This is a genomic window from Klebsiella sp. Shm-1, assembly GCF_040804525.1.
In the GTDB taxonomy this organism is placed as follows: domain Bacteria; phylum Pseudomonadota; class Gammaproteobacteria; order Enterobacterales; family Enterobacteriaceae; genus Klebsiella; species Klebsiella pneumoniae.
Genome location: NZ_CP161823.1, coordinates 1995132 through 2019953, shown reverse-complemented (window position 1 = coordinate 2019953; position 24822 = coordinate 1995132). Strand labels below are relative to the sequence as shown.

The following is a 24822-nucleotide window of genomic DNA, read 5'->3' as shown; positions in this document are numbered from 1 at the left end:
GGTTGACTGTTAACAGCATAAAATAACTGCGCGAAACATACGCTTTTTACCTGCAATATTCATTATAAATATGCATAACCCGGTGATATGTATCGAATGTTAGCCATTTGTATATTTAATGCTAATCGTTTTTTTAATTTCAAAACCCGCCCATCACACTTGATCGAACCGGTCAAAAAGCAGCCAGCTGAAAGGTATCAGCAGCGACAATACTTGATCTAAATCACGTAATTTGTACTCAGAAGTGAGTAATCTTGATGACACCAACAGAGTGGAAGGCAGCAGTACCTGAAAGCGAAAGAGATAAAGCTTTTTTAGTAAATCGGTGAAACAGCGCCCTGATTTTTCTACATAAACATTTACATGCAAGCTGTTAACGGCCTGTCTATAATGTCGAATCGAGCGACTGATTTACTAAAAAAGTTTAACATTATCAGGAGAGCATTATGGCTGTTACTAATATCGCTGAACTGAACGCGCTTGTTGAGCGTGTCAAGAAAGCCCAGCGTGAATATGCCAGTTTCACTCAAGAACAAGTCGACAAAATCTTCCGCGCCGCCGCTCTGGCCGCTGCAGATGCTCGAATCCCTCTCGCCAAAATGGCCGTAGCCGAATCCGGCATGGGCATCGTTGAAGACAAAGTGATCAAAAACCACTTTGCTTCCGAATACATTTACAACGCTTATAAAGACGAAAAAACCTGTGGCGTTCTGTCAGAAGACGACACCTTTGGCACCATCACTATCGCTGAGCCTATCGGCATCATCTGCGGTATCGTACCGACCACTAACCCGACTTCAACAGCCATTTTCAAATCGCTCATCAGTCTGAAAACGCGTAACGCCATCATTTTCTCTCCGCACCCGCGTGCAAAAGAAGCCACCAACAAAGCGGCTGATATCGTGCTGCAGGCTGCCATCGCGGCCGGCGCGCCGAAGGACCTGATTGGCTGGATCGATCAGCCGTCTGTAGAACTGTCTAACGCGCTGATGCATCACCCGGACATCAACCTGATCCTGGCGACCGGTGGTCCAGGCATGGTGAAAGCAGCATACAGCTCCGGTAAACCTGCTATCGGCGTCGGCGCCGGTAACACCCCGGTAGTCATTGATGAAACCGCCGACATCAAACGTGCCGTAGCGTCCGTACTGATGTCTAAAACCTTCGATAACGGCGTGATCTGTGCTTCTGAGCAGTCCGTTGTGGTGGTTGATTCAGTCTATGACGCGGTTCGCGAACGTTTCGCCAGCCACGGCGGCTACCTGCTGCAGGGTAAAGAGCTGAAAGCCGTTCAGGACATTATCCTGAAAAATGGCGCGCTGAACGCGGCTATCGTTGGTCAGCCAGCGGCCAAAATCGCTGAACTGGCAGGCTTCACCGTGCCGGCCACCACCAAAATTCTGATTGGTGAAGTGACCAACGTTGACGAGAGCGAGCCGTTTGCTCACGAAAAACTGTCTCCGACGCTGGCTATGTACCGTGCAAAAGATTTCGAAGACGCGGTAGCCAAAGCAGAAAAACTGGTCGCCATGGGCGGTATCGGCCACACCTCTTGCCTGTACACCGACCAGGACAACCAGCCGGCTCGCGTGGCTTACTTCGGCCAAATGATGAAAACCGCGCGTATCCTGATCAACACCCCGGCTTCTCAGGGTGGTATCGGTGACCTGTACAACTTCAAACTCGCGCCTTCCCTGACTCTGGGTTGTGGTTCCTGGGGTGGTAACTCCATCTCTGAAAACGTTGGTCCGAAACACCTGATCAACAAGAAAACCGTTGCTAAGCGAGCTGAAAACATGTTGTGGCACAAACTTCCGAAATCTATCTACTTCCGTCGTGGCTCCCTGCCAATCGCACTGGATGAAGTGATTACCGATGGTCACAAACGCGCGCTGATCGTGACTGACCGCTTCCTGTTCAACAACGGCTATGCCGATCAGATCACTTCCGTACTGAAAGCTGCGGGTGTTGAGACGGAAGTCTTCTTCGAAGTTGAAGCTGACCCGACGCTGACCATCGTACGTAAAGGTGCCGACCTGGCGAACTCCTTTAAACCAGACGTGATCATCGCCCTGGGCGGCGGTTCCCCGATGGATGCGGCGAAAATCATGTGGGTCATGTACGAACATCCGGAAACCCACTTCGAAGAACTGGCGCTGCGCTTTATGGATATCCGTAAACGTATCTACAAGTTCCCGAAAATGGGCGTCAAAGCCAAGATGGTGGCGATCACTACCACTTCCGGTACCGGTTCTGAAGTTACGCCGTTCGCCGTGGTGACCGATGACGCGACCGGTCAGAAATACCCGCTGGCAGACTACGCGCTGACCCCGGATATGGCCATTGTCGATGCCAACCTGGTGATGGATATGCCGAAATCGCTGTGTGCGTTCGGTGGTCTGGATGCGGTGACTCACGCCCTGGAAGCTTACGTTTCCGTACTGGCTTCTGAGTTCTCTGACGGCCAGGCGCTGCAGGCGCTGAAACTGCTGAAAGAGTACCTGCCGGCTTCCTATCACGAAGGTTCCAAGAACCCGGTTGCCCGTGAGCGCGTACACAGTGCCGCGACTATCGCCGGTATCGCGTTCGCTAACGCCTTCCTCGGCGTGTGTCACTCGATGGCGCACAAACTGGGCTCCCAGTTCCATATTCCGCACGGTCTGGCCAACGCCCTGCTGATCTGCAACGTTATCCGCTATAACGCGAATGACAACCCGACCAAGCAGACCGCGTTCAGCCAGTACGACCGTCCGCAGGCTCGTCGTCGTTACGCTGAAATCGCCGATCACCTGGGCCTCTCCGCACCAGGCGACCGCACCGCAGCGAAAATCGAGAAACTGCTGGCATGGCTGGAAAGCATTAAAGCTGAGCTGGGTATTCCGAAATCTATCCGCGAAGCTGGCGTTCAGGAAGCTGACTTCCTGGCCCACGTTGATAAACTGTCTGAAGATGCATTCGATGACCAGTGCACCGGCGCTAACCCGCGCTACCCGCTGATCTCCGAACTGAAACAGATCCTGCTGGATACCTACTACGGCCGCGAATTCGTCGAAGGCGAAGCCGGTGCGAAAGCCGAAGTTGCTCCGGTAAAGGCTGAGAAAAAAGCGAAAAAATCCGCTTAACCAACAGCGATAGCATCGCGACAAGCCCCGTCACCTGACGGGGCTTTTTTTATCCCCGCTATCAGCCATTCTTTATCGCCAGCTACGCCAACCTATAGCAGACATTAAAAAGGCGCCCACAGGCGCCTGTACGAGCTTCTGAGGGTATCAGCAGGGACGGTGCTGGTTTTGTACCTTGGTTAACGAACCGACGCTCAGCGCCTCTTTATAATGCTTACGGCAGACCGATACGTACCGCTCATTACCGCCGATGACGACCTGCTCACCCTCATTATAAGGACGCCCCTCCTGATCGAGGCGCAATACCATGCTGGCCTTGCGGCCGCAGAAGCAGATCGTTTTCAGCTCAACCAGCTTATCTGACCAGGCCAGTAAATACTGGCTGCCGGTAAAGAGCTCACCACGAAAGTCCGTCCGCAACCCATAGCAAAGCACCGGAATATCCAGCGTATCGACAACTTCGGACAGCTCATGAACCTGTTCACGCGTCAGAAACTGGCTTTCATCCACCAGCACGCAGTGAATCGGCTTTAGCTGGTGCTCCGCCGCAATATCGTCAAATAACGAGGTCTGTGGATTATACAATCGGGCCGGCGAGGAGAGCCCGATACGTGAACTGACTTTTCCGGCGCCAAAGCGGTCATCAATCTCAGCGGTATAAACGACGGTACGCATCCCCCGCTCCTGGTAATTGTACGAAGATTGCAACAGAGCGGTCGACTTACCTGCATTCATTGCAGAGTAGTAGAAATAAAGTTGTGCCATCGGCTGCGTGACCCCAATCAAAGTGTTTTATCGCGGCGACGATTGTACCATATTTTATGCGCACAGCCGCGCTTTCAGCAGGGGTATTGTCGCGAAGCTGAAGGGCCTGCAAACCGAAAGGATTAAGAAGATGAATTGAATTTTCAGGGCCACTATTTGTACGCCCCGTTACGCTACTGGCGCGGTAACCATTGTCTTTTCGTGCTTATAGACCGGTTGCCCATGGGCTATAAGCAGGGCTGCCGGTTGTTTTATATTAAGCCTTGTAACCAAAAATGCGCTAATACTGACGAGGGTTATTTACCCATGTAAAGGATCATTTCTCTCACTGAACCTCTCAAAAAGCATACCGTCTCAATGTTTTAGCTTGCCTTCGCCTCATCGCTATAAGCGATGAAAGATGTGAAGCGGCACGGGAATTTTAACTTAAATTAATTAATTCTCGCGACAAATAACCAGTAATTTTGAATTCCTTACATTCCCCCCTATTGCACAACGCATTTTATCGCTCTATTATTAGTTCAACAAACCACCCCACAATATAAGTTTGAGATTACTACAATGAGCGAAGCACTTAAAATTTTGAACAACATCCGTACTCTTCGTGCGCAGGCAAGAGAATGCACCCTGGAAACGCTCGAAGAAATGCTGGAAAAATTAGAAGTCGTCGTTAACGAGCGCCGTGAAGAAGAAAACGCTGCCGCGGCAGAAATTGAAGAGCGTACGCGTAAGCTGCAGCAATACCGTGAAATGCTGATTGCTGACGGTATTGATCCGAATGAACTGCTGAGCACCATGGCTGCCGTTAAAGCCGGTACCAAAACCAAGCGTGCTGCACGTCCGGCTAAATATAGCTATGTTGACGAAAATGGTGAAACCAAAACCTGGACCGGTCAGGGCCGTACCCCGGCTGTGATCAAAAAAGCAATGGATGAGCAAGGTAAATCACTGGACGATTTCCTGATCTAATCTCCGTTGATCGCTATAAAAAATCCCGCTGCGGCGGGATTTTTTTGCCCTCAGGGCCGATATAAAAAAACCGGGAGTCGCAGATGCGCTCCCGGTTTGTACTTTCAACCGCGCGGATTACTTCGCTACCGCCGTTTCCAGCCAGGCTTTAAAATCGTCGCCCAGCGTTTTGTGACGAATACCATATTCGACAAACGCCTGCATGTAGCCAAGCTTATTACCGCAGTCATGGCTCTTGCCTTTCATATGATAAGCTTCAACCGTTTCTTTCTCGATCAGCATATCAATGGCGTCAGTCAGCTGAATTTCATCACCAGCGCCCGGAGGGGTTTTCGCCAGCAGCGGCCAGATATCGGCGCTGAGGACATAACGACCCACCACCGCCAGGTTGGACGGCGCAACGTCAGCTTTTGGCTTCTCAACCACACCCACCATCGGTACGCTTTCGCCCGGCTTCAGGGATTCGCCTTTGCAGTCAACCACGCCATAAGCGGTTACGTCTTCGACAGGTTCAACCATAATCTGGCTGGCGCCAGTCTCATCGAAGCGAGAGATCATCTCAGCGAGGTTATCGCGGCTCAGATCGGATTCATATTCATCCAGAATAACGTCTGGCAGAATAACCGCGACCGGCTCATCTCCCACTACCGGATGGGCGCACAGCACCGCGTGACCCAGACCTTTCGCCAGGCCCTGACGAACTTGCATAATAGTCACGTGCGGCGGGCAAATAGACTGCACTTCTTCCAGCAGCTGGCGTTTTACACGTTTTTCCAGCATCGCTTCCAGCTCAAAACTGGTATCGAAATGGTTTTCGATAGAGTTTTTCGACGAGTGCGTTACCAGAACAATTTCAGTAATTCCTGCAGCGATACATTCATTAACAACGTACTGAATTAACGGCTTATCTACCAGCGGCAGCATTTCTTTTGGAATCGCTTTGGTGGCCGGCAGCATCCTGGTGCCTAATCCCGCAACCGGGATAACCGCTTTTCTGACTTTAGAATTAAGGGCAGCCATTGAAATCTCCTGGACTGTTTGTTTTTTAAACTTCTCGTTACAAATAACGTGTCGAGTATATCAGTCAACCGCGTATTCACTGGTCTGAAAAGCTGCCGATAGCCTCGAATTAGGACTTTTACGCATAAAACTGCTCGATGTTACCACCGCTAAAGGGCAAGAGGTAATCCCGTCTGCTTAGATATAAACGCAATTGCTCATTCTGCAGACAACATTAAGCGTAAACGACCGCCAGCCCCCCAAATTTGGCACTGCCACGAGGTGCAGCGTTGGCTAATTTGGTTAAGATAAGCATCACCCAGCGTCCCCAAAGGAACGCCATTACTAATCTGAATTTGATGCTCCCCCGTATTCAGCGTGCCATTAAGTCCCGCTGACACCAGAATTAAATTTTTCAGCCCGCTGTGGTAATACCCTACTAACAGAGGGAACTGGCCCGGAAGATTTGCCTGACGCAGCAGTTGATTCACCTGTTTTAACAAACTTCCCATTTCTGGTAGCCGTTGTCCCTGGTGCGCCAGTTGCTCCTGCAGCAGACCATTAAACAACGCGCGCAGCAATAATGCTGCCAACACACCATTATCGCCTGCGCGTGTGACATCCAGACAATAGAAAGCCAAATCATTTTCCGAAAGCGGTGCGATATCGAGTACCAGACCGGGCTTGTCTGCCGACACCAGTTGTCGATAATGAATACGGCAGTGCGACATTTCCTGTTGCACCGGCGGCTGTAATTCCTGCAATAGTCTTGAAGCGGCGATGGGATTACTGACCAGCGCATCCCAGTCCTCAAATAAACGCTCTTCCTCTTCCACGCGCGAACTGAACATCGCGGGATAGAGACAGGCGTAAACGGTCTCGCGCAGGCGATCGAAATCTTTTACTGGCTTTAACAGCACGTCCTGGACGCCAAGTCGCAACGCTTTAGCTATATCCGCCATGTTTTCGGTGGCGGAGATCATCAGGATCGGTAACTGTTCGCCGCGGTTACGCAGCGTTTCCACCAGCTCCAGACCGTTCATTCTCGGCATAGAAATGTCGCAAATCATCAGGTCCGGATGCACCTCCGTCATTTTATGCAGGGCATCCTTGCCATCTTCCGCCTGGAAGGTTGTTGCTCCCAGCGAGGTCAGCCATCCATGCAAGAGTGAGCGGAAAACGGGTTCGTCTTCAACTATCAGAATCTGTTTTCCCGCCAATGGCTGCGTCATGATATCTCCCCTGGCTGACGATAATTCAATAGTGGCACGCTATTCTCACTATCGCCTGTCAGAATTTGCTTAAGTCAGTAACTCGTACGTCAAACGGCTGTACGCACTAATGGTAATAATTCATCCATTTTCTTTTCTACCGCCAGTTGCCCCGCGGCGATCGCCTCTCCGGCGCGATGAAAATCAAGCGTCGAAACTTGCGGACAGTATGGCTGCAACAGGATATCCGGCGGGTCACCCGCCATACGATTGCGTTTAAGACGGTTTTCCAGTACCTGGATAGATGTGGTCATGATCTCCATCGCCGTCGGCGTCACGGCCGTACGGCGGGAACTCATTCGCGTCAAGCGCGCGCGCAGACGAGTATGCCATGGCCCCTCCTTCTCTTCCGCTTCCTGCCGCGGCGTTTCAAGGGAGAACAAATCCTGCTGCATAAGATGGGCATCATGTTGCAGGTCGACGGCAATCACAATATCCGCTCCCATTGCCCGGGTGAGCGACACAGGAACCGGATTGACCACCGCGCCATCGACCAGCCAGTAACCATTATGCCTTACTGGCGACATTAACCCCGGCATACTGCAGGAGGCGCGAATGGCTAAATGTAGATCGCCTTCGGTAAACCACAGCTCCCTACCGGTGCTTAAATTGGTGGCAACAGCGGCAAACCGGCGCTCGCAGCGTTCAATCTCGGTGACGGGCATAATGCGGCGGTAATGATTGAATACCTTTTCCCCCCGCAGCAGTCCCCCCCGGCGCCAGGAGAGATCCATCAGCTTCAGGACATCCCAGTTGCTGAATGAGCAGACCCATGATTCGAGTGCCGGGAGTCGGTTACAGGCATACGCCGCCCCTACCAGCGAACCGATAGAACAACCGGCTACGATATCAATCTCAATACCGGCCCGCTGGAGGGCGTTGATGACGCCAATGTGCGACCATCCGCGAGCGGCTCCCGCACCTAGCGCCAGACCAATTTTAAGCTTTCTCATTAGTACTAATAACTATCCTTCCACTCTGAGCGTGGCAACATTGTCACGGCTCAGTTAACATAATGCCCTTTGGCGTAGAAGCGCCGTTACTCTTTCTTCCATGGAGGCAGTTTTGTCGCAATTATGCCCCTGTGGCAGCGCACTGGAGTATAGCTCATGTTGCCAGCGATATCTGTCCGGCGCTGAGCTTGCGCCGGGCCCGTCACAGCTTATGCGCTCCCGTTATAGCGCGTTCGTCATGAAAGACGCTGACTATCTAATCAAAACCTGGCACCCGTCCTGTCAGGCGCAGCAATTTCGCGCCGAACTGGAGAAAGGGTTTTCCCAGACCGAATGGCTGGGCTTAACCCTGTTCGCCAGTGATGAGGGGCGAGCTCCAAATGAAGGTTTTGTCAGCTTTGTCGCCCGCTTTAATGACAATAACCGCCCTGGCGCCATTATTGAACGTTCCAGATTCTTAAAAGAAAATGGACAGTGGTACTATATCGACGGGACACGACCGCTGATTGGCCGTAACGACCCCTGCCCCTGCGGCTCAGGTAAAAAATTTAAAAAATGCTGCGGCCAGTAACGCTGGCGTAGCGCTTGCAAACATTACAGGATTTTCCTCGCGATGCATTCATTACAACGTAAAGTACTACGCACTATTTGCCCTGATCAGAAAGGCCTCATCGCGCGTATCACCAATATCTGCTACAAGCATGAACTCAACATTGTGCAGAACAATGAGTTTGTTGACCACCGTACCGGTCGTTTCTTTATGCGCACCGAACTGGAAGGCATTTTTAACGACGCTACTCTGCTGGCCGATCTCGACAGCGCCCTGCCTGAAGGCTCCATCCGCGAACTGAATCCGGCAGGCCGTCGCCGGGTGGTGATTCTGGTGACGAAAGAGGCGCACTGTCTGGGCGATCTGCTGATGAAAGCCAACTACGGCGGGCTGGATGTCGATATTGCCGCGGTTATCGGCAACCATGACACCCTGCGCTCGTTGGTGGAGCGCTTTGGTATTCCGTTTGAGCTGGTCAGCCATGAAGGACTGAGCCGCGAAGAACACGATCAGCGGATGGGCGATGCTATCGCCGCCCACGAACCGGATTACGTGGTGCTGGCCAAGTATATGCGCGTCCTGACGCCAGAATTTGTCGCCCGCTTCCCGAACAAAATCATCAATATCCACCATTCGTTTTTGCCGGCGTTTATCGGCGCCCGTCCCTATCATCAGGCCTATGAGCGCGGCGTGAAAATCATTGGCGCTACCGCCCACTACGTGAATGACAATCTGGATGAAGGCCCGATCATCATGCAGGACGTGATTCACGTCGATCATACTTATACCGCAGAAGATATGATGCGCGCTGGGCGCGATGTCGAAAAAAACGTCTTGAGCCGGGCGCTGTATCAGGTACTGGCGCAGCGCGTCTTCGTTTACGGTAACCGGACGATTATTCTTTAATCGACTGAGAAATGAATTGGTTAGCTTTACGGCGTTACGCGTAAAAATCAGGCAACCAGTTTATTTTTGTCAAACGAATGCTTTACAGGGGCGCATCATTTGGTATGATGCGCCCCGCTTCCCGAGAAGGAAGCAGGCCAGTACCAAGCATTACCCCGTGGTGGGGTTCCCGAGCGGCCAAAGGGAGCAGACTGTAAATCTGCCGTCATCGACTTCGAAGGTTCGAATCCTTCCCCCACCACCATTATTCACTACAGTGATATGGTTTCCCCGACAAGCGTAAACGATGTTTGCACTTAGCGGGAAGGGTAAGAACCTTCGACTCGAGCGCCAGCGAGAGAACGTTGCCGCAGGCAACGGCCCGAAGGGCGAGGAGAGATAGCGACGAGTTATCCTTCCCCCACCACCATTCATTTTGCTGAATAGCCTACAATGTGATTTTACCCCTGGTGGGGTTCCCGAGCGGCCAAAGGGAGCAGACTGTAAATCTGCCGTCATCGACTTCGAAGGTTCGAATCCTTCCCCCACCACCATCTCCCCATGTCATGCCCAGCATAATCTACCTACGGTATTCTATATTCTGCCCTACAGGGAAGGATGAGAAGCTTCGACTAAGGTTCGACTCGAGCGAAGCGAGAGAACGTTGCCGCAGGCAACGGCCCGAAGGGCGAGGCGCTTTAGCGCCGAGTAATCCTTCCCCCACCACCATCTCTTCATGTATTGCCCAGCTTATTCCACCTGCGATACGCTATATTCTGCCCCACGGGGAAGGATGAGAAGCTTCGACTAAGGTTCGACTCGAGCGAAGCGAGAGAACGTTGCCGCAGGCAACGGCCCGAAGGGCGAGGCGCTTTAGCGCCGAGTAATCCTTCCCCCACCACCATCTTCTTAAAAAACACCTCAATCCAATTACTCTACGATATTCTATATTCTGCCCCACGGGGAAGGATGAGAAGCTTCGACCAAGGTTCGACTAGAGCGAAGCGAGAGAACGTTGCCGCAGGCAATGGCCCGAAGGGCGAAGCGCTTTAGCGCCGAGTAATCCTTCCCCCACCACTGTTGCACTCTCAGCCACCTGTTCTGCTGTCTCATCGCTCGCGCTTCGCTTAGCGAGGCTACAAGTGGTGCCGTCTGGTAGCCCGGACAGGTGCGCAGCACCGCCTCCGGAAAAACTCACAGCGGTGGCAACCGCCTTTTTACCGGCGAGCTTTTCACCACCGAGGTGTTACACTGCGCATACTCCGCCAGACCGTCCAGCAGGGTATCCAGCTGGGCAATATCGCGCACCACGAGACGCATCACAAAACAATCTTCCCCGGTCACCTTGTCACTTTCAATACATTCCGGCATCGCCTGGATATATTTATCCACCTTCTGCAGCAGCCCAGGCAGCGGCCGGACCCGCACCAGCGCCTGCAGGCTATAGCCCAGCGCGGCGAGATTTACCCTCGTCCCATAGCCCTGAATAACGCCCCGCTCCTCCAGGCGCTTCACCCGCTCGGCGGTGCTCGGCGAGGTCAGCCCCACTCGCGCGCTCAGGACCTTGAGCGAAACTCTGGCATCCTGAGTCAGGCAGGTGAGGATCGCCCGGTCAATTTCATCAAGTACGTCATTCATATATTTCACCTAATTATAAAAGGCATTTCCCCCCTTCTACCTTAATTCAGCCATATCACCCTGTCAGGGTTTTTCGCACAATAACTAAAAAATGGTGGAGGTGAAAAATGCAACTTACCCGCGGCGTCTGGCAGATGAGCCTGGCAATGATAATCTCCGGCTCGATCGGCGCGTTCGTGCTGCTCTCTGGTTTGCCGGTGACTGATGTGGTGTTCTGGCGCTGCCTGATTGGCGCGCTAACCCTGCTGGTGTTTATCGTGTTAAGCCGCCAGCCCTTCAGCCGGCTAACGCGTTTCACTCTCGCTCTGGCGGTGATTGGCGGCGCGGCGCTGGTCGTCAACTGGCTGCTGCTGTTTGCCGCCTATTCACGGATCTCAATCGGTATGGCCACCGTGGTCTATAACACCCAGCCGTTTATGCTGGTACTGATGGGGATGGTGCTGGGGGAACGGGTCAGCGCCGTGAAATGGGGATGGTTACTGCTGGCCTTTGGCGGCGTAGTGATCCTGTTGTCGAGCGAGCTGACGCCTGCACACGAAGAGGGGCTTACCACCGGCGTGTTGCTGGCGCTGGGCGCGGCATTCTTCTATGCCCTGACCGCCATCATCGCGCGCAAACTGCATCCGCTCCCCGCGCAACATATCGCCTTCATTCAGGTTCTCGTCGGCGTCGTGATGCTGCTGCCGCTGGTGCATGCCCCCGAATTGACGGCCAGCTTCCCCTGGCGCTATCTGCTGATCCTCGGCATCGTCCATACCGGGATCATGTATCAGCTTTTATATAGCGCGATACAGAAACTGCCGACGCCCGTTACCGGTTCGCTCTCCTTTATTTATCCGCTGGTGGCGATGGTGGTTGACTATCTGGTCTTCCACCATGCGTTATCCGCGGTGCAATTGCTCGGTGGGATGCTTATTCTGTTTGCTGCCGCTGGGAATAATCTCGGCTGGGGCGAAAAAAAACCCCGCCGCGGCGGGGTCAGTGAGCAGTCGCGGGCCAGTTAGCGACGGGCGCGGACAATCTGGTATTTGCGCGTCAGGTATTCGACCGGCGCGCTCCAGATATGAACCAGACGGGAGAACGGGAACAGCAGGAACAGGGTCATGCCCAGCACCAGGTGAACGCGGAAAATAAACGCCACGCCATCCAGATGCTGTGACGCGCCGCCGTGGAACGTCACCACCGACTGCGCCCAGCCGACTAGTTTCATCATTTCACTGCCGTCCATATGCTGAGCGGAGAACGGGATCGTCAGCAGGCCGAGCGCACACTGCACCATCAGCAACGAGAGGATCAGAATATCCGCTCCGGTGGTGGTGGCGCGAACGCGCGGGCTGAGCAGACGACGCTTGAGCAGCAGTAACCCGCCCACCAGGGTCATCACGCCGCAGGCGCCGCCGGCGATCATCGCCATCTTCTGCTTGACATCGATCGGCAGGAAGGACTCATACATCCAGTGCGGGGTCAGCATGCCGAGGAAGTGGCCGGCGAAAATACCCAGGATGCCGATATGGAACAGGTTCGACGCCAGGTTCATCCCCTTACGGTCCAGCATCTGGCTGGAGGCGGCGCGCCAGGTGTACTGGCCATAGTCATAGCGCAACCAGCTGCCAATCAGGAACACCGAACCCGCAATGTACGGATAAATGTCAAAGAAGAACATATTCAGGAAGTGCATTATTGCTGTCCTCCGTTAGAGATATTCAGATATTGCGGGGCCACGGCTCCGGCAAAACGACGCTGGTGAGCGGAAATTTCCGACTCGCCGCAGCCCTGGTCGGCAAAGAATTTGACCTGTTCTTCTTCCCAGACGGCGTCCAGCGCCTGCGGCGTATCGTCGCGCGCTTCGTCGGCAATCTTCTCCGCCACCTTCTGGCTGTCGACCTGAGTATTGGCCAGCTTCAGCAATAGCTCGAACAGCACCGCATAGCGACTTTCGCGCTGCTGCAGGCGCGCGCTGAGCAGACCGAGGATCGGCGCGACGTCCCGCAGGCCGCCAAGCGCTTCCTCTTCCGGCAGCTGCGCCAGATACTCCAGATATAGCGGCAGATGATCCGGCAGCTCATGGCTATCCAGCAGCAGACCGTGGCGCTCGTACTGCGCCATCAGGTCGACCATCGCCTGCCCGCGATCGCGGGATTCGCCGTGGACATGTTCAAACAGCAGCAGCGAGGTGGCCCGGCCGCGGTCAAACAGTTCGCTATAGGCCGCCTGGGCGTCCAGCGGATCCTGAGCCACTAAATCGCGCAGGAAAACGCCCAGCGCGTGGGCATCCTCTTTGCTGAGTTTCTCTGATGACGCGAGCGCCTCGAACATCTCCTGCTGATGCTGCCATAAGGCAGCGTCAGGATATTCGAGCAGACGCGATACAATCACGAGTTCAATCATGCGTGCGGCTCCGTTTTGCTGGTCACGTCGATGGCGTCGATGCGACGGCTGTTGAACAGGTTGAACTGACTGTCAGAGCCGTGGCAGCCATCGCCAAAGCTAAAGCCGCAGCCGTTTTTCTCCGGAAACGCTTCTCGCGCCTGTTCACGATGGCTGCTCGGCACCACGAAACGATCTTCGTAGTTGGCGATCGCCAGATAGCGATACATTTCCTGGGCCTGCGCTTCGCTCAGCCCCACCTCTTCCAGCGCGCGGGTATCAACGACGCCGTCAACGGTTTCCGCACGCTTATAGTGGCGCATCGCCAGCATTCGTTTCAGCGCCAGCAGTACCGGCTGGGTATCGCCCGCGGTCAGCAGGTTCGCCAGATATTGCACCGGAATACGCAGGCTTTCCACGTCCGGCAGGATCCCGTTGCTACCCAGTTCACCCGCATCGGCGGCGGACTGAATCGGCGACAGCGGCGGCACGTACCAGACCATTGGCAAGGTGCGATATTCCGGGTGCAGCGGCAGGGCCAGCTTCCAGTCCATCGCCATTTTGTAAACCGGCGACTGCTGCGCAGCTTCAATGACCCCCTGCGGTACGCCATCCTTCAGCGCCTGCTCGATCACTTTCGGATCGTTGGGATCGAGGAACACGTCCAGCTGACGCTGATACAGATCTTTCTCGTTCTCGGTGCTGGCGGCGTTTTCAATCGCGTCCGCGTCGTATAGCAGGACGCCGAGATAACGGATACGGCCCACGCAGGTTTCGGAGCACACCGTCGGCATCCCGGATTCAATACGCGGGTAGCAGAAGATGCATTTCTCGGATTTCCCGCTCTTCCAGTTGAAATAGATCTTCTTGTACGGACAGCCGGTGATACACATCCGCCAGCCGCGGCACTTGTCCTGGTCGATCAGTACGATGCCGTCTTCTTCACGCTTATAGATGGCGCCGCTCGGGCAGGTCGCAACGCAGGCCGGGTTCAGGCAGTGCTCGCACAGGCGCGGCAGATACATCATGAAGGTGTTTTCGAACTGGCCGTACATCGCCTTCTGCATGTTGTCGAAGTTCTGATCTTTGGCGCGTTTTTCAAACTCGCCGCCGAGGATTTCTTCCCAGTTCGGACCGCTGGTGATCTTGTCCATCCGCTGGCCGGTGATCAGCGAGCGCGGACGGGCGATCGGCTGATGTTTGCTCTCCGGCGCGTTATGCAGATTCTGGTAGTCATAATCAAACGGCTCGTAGTAATCATCGATGCCCGGCAGATGCGGGTTGGCGAAGATTTTTCCCAACAGCATCGCGCGATTGCCCATGCGCGGCTGCAGTTTACCGTTGATTTTGCGGATCCAGCCGCCCTTCCATTTTTCCTGGTTTTCCCAGTCGTTCGGGAAACCGACGCCCGGCTTACTTTCCACGTTGTTGAACCAGGCGTATTCCATCCCTTCACGGCTGGTCCAGACGTTTTTACAGGTCACCGAGCAGGTGTGGCAGCCGATGCACTTATCGAGATTCAGCACCATGCCGACTTGTGAACGAATTTTCATTTTACGCTCTCCTGTACCTGGTCGTTGCCTTCGCCGTCTAACCAGTTAATGTTCTTCATCTTACGTACCACCACAAACTCATCGCGGTTGGAGCCGACGGTGCCGTAGTAGTTAAAGCCATAGGCCAGGTGGCCGTAGCCGCCGATCATGTGGGTCGGTTTCGGCGTAATACGGGTGACGGAGTTATGGATCCCCCCGCGCTGACCGGTGATTTCAGAGCCCGGCAGGTTCACGATACGTTCCTGCGCGTGATACATCATGGTCATCCCGGCTGGAACGCGCTGACTCACCACCGCACGCGCCGTCAGGGCGCCGTTGGCGTTGAACACTTCGATCCAGTCGTTATCTTCGATACCCAGATCTTTCGCATCCGCTTCGCTCATCCAGACAATCGGCCCACCGCGCGACAGGGTCAGCATCAGCAGGTTATCGCTGTAGGTCGAGTGGATACCCCATTTCTGGTGCGGGGTCAGGAAGTTCAGCGCCTTCTCCGGGTTGCCGTTGGACTTCTCGCCCATCACCGCTTTCACCGAACGGGTGTCGATCGGCGGCCGATAGACCAGCAGGCTTTCGCCGAAGTCGCGCATCCACTGGTGATCCTGATACAGCGACTGACGCCCGGACAGCGTGCGCCATGGGATCAGCTCGTGAACGTTGGTGTAACCGGCGTTATAGGAGACATGCTCGTCTTCCAGGCCAGACCAGGTCGGGCTGGAGATAATCTTCCGCGGCTGCGCCTGAATGTCGCGGAAGCGGATCTTCTCGTCTTCTTTGTTCAGCGCGAGGTGCGTATGCTCGCGACCGGTGATCTCGCTCAGCGCTTGCCACGCTTTCACCGCCACCTGACCGTTGGTTTCCGGGGCCAGGGTGAGGATCATTTCCGCGGCGTCGATGGCCGTTTCCAGCTTCGGCTGGCCTTTCGCCGGGCCTTCCGCCTTGGTGTAGTTGAGCTTACGCAGCAGATCCATCTCGCTCTGGGTGTTCCAGGCGATGCCTTTCCCGCCGTTGCCGATGGTTTCCAGCAGCGGGCCGATCGAGGTGAAACGTTCGTAAGTCGCCGGGTAATCACGCTCAACCGGAATAATATGCGGCGCGGTTTTCCCCGGGATGAGATCGCATTCGCCTTTTTTCCAGTCTTTGACATCCAGCGGCTGCGCCATTTCCGCGGCGGAGTCGTGCTGGATCGGCAGGGTGACGACGTCGGTTTCTTTGCCGAGGTGGCCCATGCAGACTTCAGAGAATTTCTTCGCGATACCTTTATAGATATCCCAGTCGCTCTTCGATTCCCAGGCCGGGTCAACGGCGGCCGACAGCGGGTGAATAAACGGATGCATATCCGAGGTATTCATGTCGTCTTTTTCGTACCAGGTGGCGGTCGGCAGCACGATGTCGGAGTAGAGACAGGTGCTCGACAGACGGAAATCGAGGGTCACCACCAGATCCAGTTTGCCGTCGAGGCCGTTATCCCGCCATTCGACTTCTTCCGGCTTCACGCCGCCCTGCTTGCCCAGGTCTTTGCCCTGAATGCCGTTCTCGGTACCCAGCAGGTACTTGAGCATGTATTCATGGCCTTTACCGGAGGAGCCCAGCAGGTTGGAACGCCAGATAAACAGGTTACGCGGGTGGTTTTTGCCATTTTCCGGCTGCTCGGCCGCAAAGCGAATCGAGCCCTCTTTCAGCGACTTCACGGTGTAATCCACCGGGGTCATGCCGGCTTTTTTCGCTTCGTCAGCGATACGCAGCGGGTTGACGCCAAGCTGCGGCGCCGACGGCAGCCAGCCCATCCGCTCTGCGCGCACGTTAAAGTCGATCAGGTGGCCGCTGTAACGGGATTTATCCGCCATCGGCGACAGCAGTTCCTGCGCGGTCACCGTTTCATAGCGCCACTGGCTGGAGTGGTTATAGAAGTACGAGGTACTATTCATGTGACGTGCCGGACGCTGCCAGTCAAGGGCGAACGCCAGCGGCTGCCAGCCGGTCTGCGGACGCAGTTTTTCCTGGCCCACATAGTGCGCCCAACCGCCGCCGCTCTGACCGACGCAGCCGCAGAAGATCAGCATATTGATCAGGCCGCGGTAGTTCATGTCGAGGTGGAACCAGTGGTTGAGGCCCGCCCCGACGATAATCATCGAACGACCGTGAGTTTTATCGGCGTTATCGGCAAATTCACGGGCGGTACGGATGATATGCGCGCGGGAGACGCCGGTGATCTTCTCCGCCCACGCCGGGGTGTAGGCTTTCACTTCATCGTAGCCGGCGGCGCAGTTGTCATCGTTCAGACCGCGCTCCAGGCCGTAGTTAGCCATGGTCAGGTCATACACGGTGGTGACCAGGGCGGTAGAGCCGTCGGCCAGCTGCAGGCGTTTGGCCGGCAGTTTGTGCAGCAGAATGTTTTCCAGATCGACTTTGTTGAAGTGCTCAGACCCTTCGCCGCCGAAGTACGGGAAGCCGACGTTCGCCACTTCATCATGGCTGCCCAGCAGGCTCAGACGTAGCTCAATCTCTTCGCCAGTTTTACCGTCGCGCTGTTCGAGGTTCCATTTGCCTTTGTCGCCCCAGCGGAATCCGAGGGAACCGTTCGGTACGGTCATGTCGCCCTTCTCGTCAAAGGCGACGGTTTTCCATTCCGGATTATTCTCCTGACCAAGGGAATCCACGAGGTCGGATGCGCGCAGCGTACGGCCGGCGGCATAATAACCGTCGCGCTCCTCGAGCATCACCAGCATCGGCATGTCGGTATAGCGGCGCACATAGTCGGTGAAATACTGGCTCGGCTTATCGAGGTGGAATTCACGCAGCATCACATGGCCCATCGCCAGCGCCATCGCGGCATCGGTACCCTGCTTCGGCGCCAGCCACAGATCGCAGAGTTTGGCGATTTCGGCGTAGTCCGGAGTGATGGCTACGGTTTTGGTCCCTTTATAGCGGACTTCGGTAAAGAAGTGCGCATCCGGGGTGCGGGTCTGCGGCACGTTTGAGCCCCAGGCGATGATATAGCTGGAGTTATACCAGTCGGCGGATTCCGGCACATCGGTCTGCTCGCCCCAGGTCATCGGCGAAGCCGGCGGCAGGTCGCAGTACCAGTCGTAGAAGCTCAGGCAGGTGCCGCCGATCAGCGACAGATAACGGGCGCCGGACGCGTAGGAGACCATCGACATCGCCGGGATCGGCGAGAAGCCAGCCACGCGGTCCGGACCGTAGGTTTTGACGGTATAGACGTTGGAGGCGGCAATCAGCTCATTCACTTCCTGCCAGGAGGAACGTACAAAACCGCCGCGACCGCGGGCCTGTTTGAAGCTTTTAGCTTTGTCGGCGTCTTCGATAATCGACGCCCATGCCTCAACCGGATCGCTATGCTGAACTTTCGCTTCCCGCCACATCTTCATCAGGCGTTTACGCATCAGCGGGTATTTCAGGCGGTTAGCGCTGTACAGGTACCAGGAGTAGCTGGCGCCGCGCGGGCAACCGCGTGGTTCGTGGTTCGGCAGGTCCGGGCGGGTGCGCGGGTAGTCAGTCTGCTGCGTTTCCCAGGTCACCAGACCGTTTTTGACATAAATCTTCCAGCTGCATGAGCCGGTGCAGTTGACACCGTGAGTGGAACGCACAATTTTGTCATGCTGCCAACGTTGACGGTATCCATCCTCCCAGTCCCGGTTGGTGTTTAGAAGCTGGCCGTGCCCATCGGCAAAGGTTTCACCCTTCTGTTTGAAGTAGCGAAACCGGTCCAGGAATTTACTCATCGGGTTTCTCCTGATATGGAGCCTGACGGCTCTCTGATAAATCGACATTGCTGGATTTGCAGCGAAGGTAACGCTATGAAAGAGGGCGAGAATTGATAGCGATCAATCCGAACTGGCTTGTTACTGCGCAGCAAAACCTCGATTACCACCAAGGTGGTATAAGATGTTATTTTTTAACTTGTTGTTTTTTAATGATTTTCATCTCAAAAAGCGGCGCCTCACCGGGATTTGTTAACAACGGAGGTATTAAGGGGTAGAGCCATTTCACTGGCAAGCCCACCTGTTCTGGCTCAGCGGTCGATGCGGACAATATCCTCCGTTAGTATGTTGTAACTAATAAAGCGGTTAAAAAAGGCGCCTCCGTGGGGAGCGCGCCTTTTTATACGCCAACGTTACCGCGGCCGATTACTGACGCTTACGACCGTATACCGCCCAGGTAATCACCACGCAGGCAATATAGAACACGAGGAACACTTTCATCGCCCCGGCCGGCGAGCCGGTCAGATCCAGCGAGATACCGAACGCTTTCGGAATAAAGAAGCCGCCGATAGCGCCAATGGCGGAGATAAAGCCCAGCGCCGCCGCGGTATCGGTCGCCGCCTCGCGCATCGCCTGCGCTTCGCTGCCGCCCTGGGCCTTCACGCGGTCCATAGTCAGCTTACGGAAGATCACGGAGATCATCTGGAAGGTGGAGGCGCTCCCCAGCCCGGCGGTCAGGAACAGCACCATAAACACCGCGAAGAAGGCGATAAAGTTACCGCCCTGGCCGTTGGTCGGCAGGGTCAGGAACAGCAGCGCGCAGAAGACAGCCATCACCACAAAGTTGACCAGCGTTACACGGGTCCCACCGAGGCGGTCGGAGATCGCCCCGCCCATCGAACGCGCCAGCGCGCCAATGAACGGGCCGAAGAAGGCGTAATGCAGGATCTGCACATCCGGGAACTGAGTTTTTGACAGCATCGCGAACCCGGCGGAAAAGCCGATAAAGGAGCCGAAGGTCGCGAGATAGAGCAGCGCCATAATCCACAGATGCAGGCGCTTAAGTACCGGCAACTGCTCGCTCAGCGACGCTTTCGAAGCCGACAGGTCGTTCATAAAGAACCACGCCGCCAGAGTGAAAATAATCAGGAAAGGTACCCAGATCCACGCGGCGTTTTCCAGATACAGCATCGAGCCGTCCGGTTGCTCGCTACCGTTACCGCCAAAAACGGCAAAGATAGAGATCGAGACCACCAGCGGCGCGACCAGCTGCATCACGCTGACGCCCATATTGCCAAGTCCGCCGTTAACGCCGAGCGCCCCGCCCTGCTTCGCTTTCGGGAAGAAGAAGCTGATGTTGGCCATACTGGAGGCAAAGTTGGCTCCGGCGAAGCCGCACAGCAGAGAGATAATCACGAAGATGCTAAACGGCGTAGAGGTATCCTGGACCGCGAAGCCCAGCCAGACGCACGGCACAATCATGATCCCGGTGCTGAACGCCGTCCAGCGACGGCCGCCGAACAGCGGCACCATAAAGGCGTAAGGCACGCGTAATAAGGCGCCTGACAGCGCCGGCAGCGCGGTCAGCATAAACAGCTGATCGGTTGTAAACTGAAAGCCTACTTTGTTGAGGTTAACGGCAACCGCGCTGAACAACATCCAAACGCAGAACGCCAGTAACAGACAGGGAACGGAGATCCATAAATTGCGGCTTGCCACACGATGGCCGCGCTGTTGCCAGAATTCAGGATCTTCAGGCCGCCAGTCGGTTATGACCGAGCGGTTAGCCTTCTCCGGGAGGGAAGATTGACTCATAGATACCTCTGATTATTCATATTTCCTGCCGCTACCTTAGGGGTTACCCGGGGTGGTAAGTTGATATAAATCAAAGGAAAAGCGCGAGCTAATTTGTGCAAAAATAAACCATGCCTCCAAGTGAGTAGAGAATGGTGGGGAAAAAAGTGTGGTTTTTCACGCTGCTGCCGGGTTGCGTATAATCCCCCCCCTAACATCGCCTACCACCGACAATTAAGGAGTAACTCTTTGGGGGTATGGGTATACTCCAGGGGATAGTCGAGAATAAGCGCCACTCCCGGAGACATGACCGGTCAGGAGCCACGCATTCCATGTTAAAACGCCTTTTTACCCCGCTGACGCTGGTCAATCAACTGGCGTTAATCGTGCTGCTCGCCACGATTATTGGCGTCGCCGGCATGGCGATCTCCGCGCGCCTGGTGAACGGCGTGCAGGGCAGCGCGCACGCCATTAACAAGGCCGGTTCATTGCGTATGCAAAGCTACCGGCTGCTGGCGGCGATCCCGCTGAATGAAAACGATCAAAAACTGGTGGCGGACATGACCGCCACCGTCTTCAGCCCGGAGCTGCAAAATTCCGCCCGCCGCGACGGCCAGGAAATCCAGCTTAAAGCCCTGCAGCAGTACTGGCAGCTGGCGCTGGCCCCCGGCATGCAGCGCGCAGTCAATCAGGCGGAAGTGGCCCAGGATGTCGCCGACTTTGTCGATCGTATCGACCAGTTGGTCACCGCATTCGACCACACCACCGAGCAGCGTATCGAACGGGTGGTCTGGATCCATCGCATCCTCGCCATTGGTATGGCGCTGCTGCTGATCTTCACTATCATCTGGCTACGCGCCCGCCTGCTGCGGCCGTGGAAACAGCTGCTGAGCATGGCGCGCGCGGTGAGCCAGCGTGATTTCACCCAGCGGGCGCACATCAGCGGCCGCAACGAAATGGCGACCCTGGGCATGGCGCTGAATAACATGTCGGAAGAGCTGGCGGAAAGCTATGCCGTGCTCGAGCGGCGGGTGCAGGAGAAGACTGCCGGACTGGAGCAGAAGAACGAGATCCTCGCTTTCTTATGGCAGGCCAACCGCCGGCTGCACTCCAGCGCCCCGCTCTGCGAACGTATTTCGCCGGTACTGAATGGCCTGCAGGGGCTGACGCTGCTGCGCGATATCGAGGTACGGGTTTACGACCTGGAAGACGAAGATAATCACCAGGAGTTTACCTGCCACTCGGATGATGACTGTGATGATAAAGGCTGCTACCTCTGTCCACGCAATCTGCCGCCGCTGCCGGATGGGGGAACAACGCTGAAGTGGCGGCTGTCGGATGCGCATAGTCAGTACGGCATCCTGCTGGCGACGCTGCCGGTTGGCCGCCATCTCAGCCACGATCAGCAGCAGCTGGTGGATACCCTGGTGGAACAGCTGACCAGCACCCTGGCGCTGGACCGCCATCAGGAGAAGCAGCAGCAGCTGATCGTCATGGAAGAACGGGCCACTATCGCCCGCGAGCTGCACGACTCCATCGCCCAGTCGCTATCCTGTATGAAGATGCAGGTTAGCTGTCTGCAGATGCAAGGCGACGCCTTGCCGACGGAAAGCCGCCAGCTGCTGGGGCAGATCCGTAACGAACTGAATACCTCGTGGGCCCAGCTGCGGGAGCTGTTAACCACCTTCCGCCTGCAGTTGACCGAGCCGGGGCTGCGCCCGGCGCTGGAGGCCAGCTGTCAGGAGTACAGCGCCCACTTCGGCTTTACGGTGCAGCTTGATTACCAGCTCCCGCCGCGCTTTGTGCCCTCGCATCAGGCGATCCACCTGCTGCAGATCGCTCGCGAAGCGTTGAGCAACGCTCTGAAGCATGCCAGCGCAACCGAAGTAACCGTGACGGTGTCACAACGCGATAATCAGGTTCGTCTGGTGGTAGCGGATAACGGCCGCGGCGTACCGGACCACGCCGAACGGAGTAACCATTACGGTTTAATTATTATGCGGGATCGCGCCCAGAGCTTGCGCGGTGACTGTCAGGTACGACGCCGGGAAACCGGTGGAACCGAAGTGATCGTCACGTTTATCCCGGAAAAAACGTTTTCCATCCAATAAGGAGACCCTCATGAGTCAACAGGAACGGGCAACTATCCTTCTCATTGACGACCATCCGATGCTGCGCACCGGCGTGAAACAGTTGATCAGCATGGCGCCGGACATCCAGGTGATTGGCGAGGCCAGCAATGGCGCGCAAGGTATCGAGCTGGCCGAGTCGCTGGATCCTGACCTGATCCTGCTGGACCTTAATATGCCGGGCATGAACGGTCTGGAGACGCTGGATAAGCTGCGTGAGAAATCCCTTTCTGGCCGGGTAGTGGTCTTCAGCGTCTCCAACCATGAAGAGGACGTTGTCACCGCCCTGAAGCGCGGCGCCGATGGCTATTTGTTGAAGGACATGGAACCGGAAGATCTGCTGAAAGCGCTGCAGCAGGCGGCCGCCGGAGAGATGGTATTAAGCGAAGCATTAACGCCGGTGCTGGCCGCCAGCCTGCGCGCCAACCGCGCCACCTCCGATCGCGACATCAGCCAGCTGACCCCGCGCGAGCGCGACATTCTCAAGCTGATAGCCCAGGGACTGCCGAACAAAATGATCGCCCGTCGCCTGGATATCACCGAAAGCACCGTCAAAGTACACGTAAAGCACATGCTGAAGAAAATGAAGCTCAAATCCCGCGTGGAAGCGGCGGTATGGGTCCACCAGGAGCGAATCTTCTAAGGCGAGTCCGTCCAGGAGACGCCTGGCGTGGTAAACTTGACCAGCGGCTCGGTCAGCGCCAGGGCGATCTCATTGGAGGAGACGCGCTGCCCCTGTTTATCCTCCACCACCACCGACAGGCGCCAGCGGTTCGCGGCGCCCGGTTCACTGTTCCACACCGGCATAATGATGCTCCAGCCATCGGGGCTGCTGGCATCTACCGGCGGCGTCAGGCTGAGGGCCTGGGTGTCTCCCTGCCAGTGCAGCGCCTTGATGCCATGCAGACTATGGATCTGCAGCTTCAACTGCACCGTCTCCCCGGACTGCAGATCCCAGGGCGGCGTGGCCAGATAGACCGTCAGATTTTTGCGCTGACGATACTCCACCACTGGCAGATTATCCCGCTCCGGACTATCGAAGCGGCTCCCGCGCAGCGAGTTGCTGATCGCCACCTCGTCTGCCGCAAGCTGCTGCTTAAGGGGTACGCCAAAGCGGTAGTTTAGCTTCAGGCCCACATTGTTCTGGCTGACGCCATTTTCCCCCTGCTTATGCTTAGCGGTCACCGTGACCAGCGGGACCGGGGTGTAATTGAGCCCAACGGAGACGGCCACCGGATTATGGTAGCCGGTGCCGGAGTGAAACAGATCGACGCTATCGCCGAAATACTGTTCGACGCTGACGCTGGTGTTGATGTGCTGGTAGAACGGCAGCCGCGCCTGGGCGGTGACGTCATACCCTGCGGCCATCCGCTGCTCCTGAGTCTGATTATCGCGTAGCTGCCAGTCGCCCAGCGGATGGTAATAGTTTGCCGACAGGCGGAGATATTCTCCCCACGCTTCGGCGCCAACGCTGCCGCGCGCCAGGCTTTCGCTCAGCACTTTATCGTAAAACGAGTTATAGCCCAGCAGCCAACCGCCGACCCGCCAACGCTGGCCAAGCCCGATGTTGCCCACCAGATCGTGCTCGCGCCGGGTCACCGAGTACTGGTTCCACGTCAGATAACGGTCGTTATCCTGCAACGGCACGAACCAGCTCCCTTTACTGCCGGTGAATTTCCCCTCTTTATCGACCAGCAGGTCGACATTGGCGTTGCCCCACGGCGAGAGCCAACTCTCCAGCTGATGACTCACTTCATTGCCGATTTTACTGATGGCAAACAGCTGCGCCTGTTCACCCGCCGTCAGACCATTGTCGCTCATGCTGGCCTCGCCAAACTTCTTCGCCACTTCGGCAAAGTGCCGGGCGTCGTCATCAACCTGGGGAGCAATCCCCATATCGGGCAGCGGATCTTGCGCTTGCGCAGGGCGGGTGGTGTCGCTGGCGGTCAGCGCCCAGACGGGAACGCCCGGCAACAGCAGGAGAAAGGTCAACGTTGGCAACAAACGGAACGACACAGGCATTAACAGAGTTTGCGCAAGCTCACAAAAATGGATAGAAGTGTTAGTTTATCGTTTTTTCCCTGCTCCCGCAGCCCTGTGGGCAATTC

21 protein-coding genes, 2 tRNA genes and 4 other RNA genes are annotated in these 24822 nt (G+C 55.9%); 14 read left to right on the top strand and 13 right to left on the bottom strand.

What is annotated here, in order from left to right; translation table 11 throughout:
• Positions 1-153 precede the first annotated feature (153 nt).
• A complete protein-coding gene (locus tag AB1E37_RS09790) occupies positions 154-369 on the bottom strand; it encodes a hypothetical protein (RefSeq protein WP_004145398.1) in 216 nt (71 codons plus the stop codon).
• A gap of 77 nt (positions 370-446) precedes the next feature.
• Here AB1E37_RS09790 and adhE point away from each other — a divergent pair, with 77 nt between their 5' ends.
• Positions 447-3122 (top strand): bifunctional acetaldehyde-CoA/alcohol dehydrogenase, encoded by a 2676-nt coding sequence (gene adhE, locus AB1E37_RS09785; protein ID WP_002910097.1) that lies wholly within the window; start codon positions 447-449, stop codon positions 3120-3122.
• A 147-nt stretch (positions 3123-3269) separates the two neighbouring features.
• On the opposite strand, the gene tdk is transcribed toward adhE, so the two are convergent.
• A complete protein-coding gene (gene tdk / locus AB1E37_RS09780) occupies positions 3270-3887 on the bottom strand; it encodes a thymidine kinase (protein WP_002910100.1) in 618 nt (205 codons plus the stop codon).
• Between the two features lie 7 nt (positions 3888-3894).
• Here tdk and AB1E37_RS09775 point away from each other — a divergent pair, with 7 nt between their 5' ends.
• A complete protein-coding gene (locus AB1E37_RS09775; RefSeq protein WP_004145401.1) occupies positions 3895-4026 on the top strand; it encodes a hypothetical protein in 132 nt (43 codons plus the stop codon).
• Positions 4027-4448: 422 nt separating this feature from the next.
• Complete coding sequence (hns, locus tag AB1E37_RS09770) at positions 4449-4856, top strand: histone-like nucleoid-structuring protein H-NS (protein ID WP_002910103.1); 408 nt, start codon at positions 4449-4451, stop codon at positions 4854-4856.
• Positions 4857-4973: 117 nt separating this feature from the next.
• Here hns and galU read toward each other — a convergent pair whose 3' ends face one another.
• From galU to rssA, 3 genes are all read right to left on the bottom strand, one after another.
• A complete protein-coding gene (gene galU / locus AB1E37_RS09765; RefSeq protein ID WP_002910105.1) occupies positions 4974-5876 on the bottom strand; it encodes a UTP--glucose-1-phosphate uridylyltransferase GalU in 903 nt (300 codons plus the stop codon).
• 197 nt (positions 5877-6073) lie between these two features.
• Positions 6074-7087: a two-component system response regulator RssB gene (gene rssB, locus AB1E37_RS09760; RefSeq protein WP_002910107.1), complete on the bottom strand. Its 1014-nt coding sequence runs from the start codon at positions 7085-7087 to the stop codon at positions 6074-6076.
• Between the two features lie 89 nt (positions 7088-7176).
• Positions 7177-8079 carry a patatin-like phospholipase RssA gene (rssA, locus tag AB1E37_RS09755; protein ID WP_002910108.1) on the bottom strand — a complete coding sequence of 301 codons (903 nt, stop codon included), beginning with the start codon at positions 8077-8079 and terminating at the stop codon, positions 7177-7179.
• 112 nt (positions 8080-8191) lie between these two features.
• Here rssA and AB1E37_RS09750 point away from each other — a divergent pair, with 112 nt between their 5' ends.
• From AB1E37_RS09750 to AB1E37_RS09715, 8 genes are all read left to right on the top strand, one after another.
• The gene (locus tag AB1E37_RS09750) at positions 8192-8650 is read left to right on the top strand and encodes a YchJ family protein (protein ID WP_002910109.1); all 459 of its coding nucleotides are present in this window, start codon (positions 8192-8194) and stop codon (positions 8648-8650) included.
• A gap of 42 nt (positions 8651-8692) precedes the next feature.
• Positions 8693-9535: a formyltetrahydrofolate deformylase gene (gene purU, locus AB1E37_RS09745; protein WP_004151854.1), complete on the top strand. Its 843-nt coding sequence runs from the start codon at positions 8693-8695 to the stop codon at positions 9533-9535.
• Between the two features lie 159 nt (positions 9536-9694).
• Positions 9695-9779 (top strand) — tRNA-Tyr (locus AB1E37_RS09740).
• A 43-nt stretch (positions 9780-9822) separates the two neighbouring features.
• Positions 9823-9944, top strand: a non-coding RNA gene (locus tag AB1E37_RS09735) — RtT sRNA.
• A gap of 39 nt (positions 9945-9983) precedes the next feature.
• Positions 9984-10068: transfer RNA gene (locus AB1E37_RS09730), tRNA-Tyr, on the top strand.
• 43 nt (positions 10069-10111) lie between these two features.
• Positions 10112-10243: non-coding RNA, RtT sRNA (locus tag AB1E37_RS09725), on the top strand.
• Between the two features lie 43 nt (positions 10244-10286).
• Positions 10287-10418: non-coding RNA, RtT sRNA (locus tag AB1E37_RS09720), on the top strand.
• Between the two features lie 44 nt (positions 10419-10462).
• A non-coding RNA gene (locus tag AB1E37_RS09715) (RtT sRNA) lies at positions 10463-10594 on the top strand.
• 114 nt (positions 10595-10708) lie between these two features.
• Here AB1E37_RS09715 and AB1E37_RS09710 read toward each other — a convergent pair.
• A complete protein-coding gene (locus tag AB1E37_RS09710) occupies positions 10709-11152 on the bottom strand; it encodes an Lrp/AsnC family transcriptional regulator (RefSeq protein ID WP_004211128.1) in 444 nt (147 codons plus the stop codon).
• A 107-nt stretch (positions 11153-11259) separates the two neighbouring features.
• On the opposite strand from AB1E37_RS09710, the gene AB1E37_RS09705 reads away from it, so the two are divergent.
• On the top strand, positions 11260-12156 hold the full coding sequence (locus AB1E37_RS09705) for a DMT family transporter (RefSeq protein ID WP_004180381.1): 897 nt from the start codon (positions 11260-11262) through the stop codon (positions 12154-12156).
• Here the strand turns inward: AB1E37_RS09705 and narI are convergent.
• The 6 genes from narI to AB1E37_RS09675 form a co-directional block, all read right to left on the bottom strand.
• Complete coding sequence (narI, locus tag AB1E37_RS09700; RefSeq protein ID WP_002910189.1) at positions 12153-12830, bottom strand: respiratory nitrate reductase subunit gamma; 678 nt, start codon at positions 12828-12830, stop codon at positions 12153-12155. The two genes, AB1E37_RS09705 and narI, sit on opposite strands and share 4 nt — an antisense overlap.
• On the bottom strand, positions 12830-13540 hold the full coding sequence (narJ, locus tag AB1E37_RS09695) for a nitrate reductase molybdenum cofactor assembly chaperone (RefSeq protein WP_002910191.1): 711 nt from the start codon (positions 13538-13540) through the stop codon (positions 12830-12832). The genes narI and narJ overlap by 1 nt, the downstream gene beginning before the upstream one ends.
• Positions 13537-15072, bottom strand: coding sequence for a nitrate reductase subunit beta (gene narH, locus AB1E37_RS09690; RefSeq protein WP_002910193.1), 1536 nt, complete (start codon positions 15070-15072; stop codon positions 13537-13539). The genes narJ and narH overlap by 4 nt, the downstream gene beginning before the upstream one ends.
• Positions 15069-18812, bottom strand: a complete 3744-nt coding sequence (locus tag AB1E37_RS09685) for a nitrate reductase subunit alpha (protein ID WP_029884525.1) — start codon at positions 18810-18812, stop codon at positions 15069-15071. The genes narH and AB1E37_RS09685 overlap by 4 nt, the downstream gene beginning before the upstream one ends.
• 166 nt (positions 18813-18978) lie before the next feature.
• The gene (locus AB1E37_RS09680) at positions 18979-19092 is read right to left on the bottom strand and encodes a hypothetical protein (RefSeq protein ID WP_032418701.1); all 114 of its coding nucleotides are present in this window, start codon (positions 19090-19092) and stop codon (positions 18979-18981) included.
• Positions 19093-19217: 125 nt separating this feature from the next.
• Positions 19218-20606 (bottom strand): NarK family nitrate/nitrite MFS transporter, encoded by a 1389-nt coding sequence (locus tag AB1E37_RS09675; protein ID WP_004175568.1) that lies wholly within the window; start codon positions 20604-20606, stop codon positions 19218-19220.
• A gap of 311 nt (positions 20607-20917) precedes the next feature.
• Here AB1E37_RS09675 and narX point away from each other — a divergent pair, with 311 nt between their 5' ends.
• Positions 20918-22696, top strand: coding sequence for a nitrate/nitrite two-component system sensor histidine kinase NarX (gene narX / locus AB1E37_RS09670; RefSeq protein ID WP_004175566.1), 1779 nt, complete (start codon positions 20918-20920; stop codon positions 22694-22696).
• A 10-nt stretch (positions 22697-22706) separates the two neighbouring features.
• On the top strand, positions 22707-23357 hold the full coding sequence (gene narL, locus AB1E37_RS09665) for a two-component system response regulator NarL (protein WP_002910198.1): 651 nt from the start codon (positions 22707-22709) through the stop codon (positions 23355-23357).
• Here narL and AB1E37_RS09660 read toward each other — a convergent pair.
• Positions 23354-24736 carry a YchO/YchP family invasin gene (locus AB1E37_RS09660; RefSeq protein WP_002910201.1) on the bottom strand — a complete coding sequence of 461 codons (1383 nt, stop codon included), beginning with the start codon at positions 24734-24736 and terminating at the stop codon, positions 23354-23356. The genes narL and AB1E37_RS09660 overlap by 4 nt on opposite strands.
• Positions 24737-24822 lie beyond the last annotated feature (86 nt).

Coding starts and splice junctions, on each gene's coding strand:
- narX (WP_004175566.1), top strand. CDS start 20,918: ATGTTAAAACGCCTTTTTACCCCGCTGACGCTGGTCAATCAACTGGCG.
- narI (WP_002910189.1), bottom strand. CDS start 12,830: ATGCACTTCCTGAATATGTTCTTCTTTGACATTTATCCGTACATTGCG.
- AB1E37_RS09685 (WP_029884525.1), bottom strand. CDS start 18,812: ATGAGTAAATTCCTGGACCGGTTTCGCTACTTCAAACAGAAGGGTGAA.
- AB1E37_RS09660 (WP_002910201.1), bottom strand. CDS start 24,736: ATGCCTGTGTCGTTCCGTTTGTTGCCAACGTTGACCTTTCTCCTGCTG.
- tdk (WP_002910100.1), bottom strand. CDS start 3,887: ATGGCACAACTTTATTTCTACTACTCTGCAATGAATGCAGGTAAGTCG.
- hns (WP_002910103.1), top strand. CDS start 4,449: ATGAGCGAAGCACTTAAAATTTTGAACAACATCCGTACTCTTCGTGCG.
- narJ (WP_002910191.1), bottom strand. CDS start 13,540: ATGATTGAACTCGTGATTGTATCGCGTCTGCTCGAATATCCTGACGCT.
- AB1E37_RS09710 (WP_004211128.1), bottom strand. CDS start 11,152: ATGAATGACGTACTTGATGAAATTGACCGGGCGATCCTCACCTGCCTG.
- AB1E37_RS09675 (WP_004175568.1), bottom strand. CDS start 20,606: ATGAGTCAATCTTCCCTCCCGGAGAAGGCTAACCGCTCGGTCATAACC.
- AB1E37_RS09705 (WP_004180381.1), top strand. CDS start 11,260: ATGCAACTTACCCGCGGCGTCTGGCAGATGAGCCTGGCAATGATAATC.
- rssB (WP_002910107.1), bottom strand. CDS start 7,087: ATGACGCAGCCATTGGCGGGAAAACAGATTCTGATAGTTGAAGACGAA.
- narL (WP_002910198.1), top strand. CDS start 22,707: ATGAGTCAACAGGAACGGGCAACTATCCTTCTCATTGACGACCATCCG.
- galU (WP_002910105.1), bottom strand. CDS start 5,876: ATGGCTGCCCTTAATTCTAAAGTCAGAAAAGCGGTTATCCCGGTTGCG.
- rssA (WP_002910108.1), bottom strand. CDS start 8,079: ATGAGAAAGCTTAAAATTGGTCTGGCGCTAGGTGCGGGAGCCGCTCGC.
- purU (WP_004151854.1), top strand. CDS start 8,693: ATGCATTCATTACAACGTAAAGTACTACGCACTATTTGCCCTGATCAG.
- adhE (WP_002910097.1), top strand. CDS start 447: ATGGCTGTTACTAATATCGCTGAACTGAACGCGCTTGTTGAGCGTGTC.
- narH (WP_002910193.1), bottom strand. CDS start 15,072: ATGAAAATTCGTTCACAAGTCGGCATGGTGCTGAATCTCGATAAGTGC.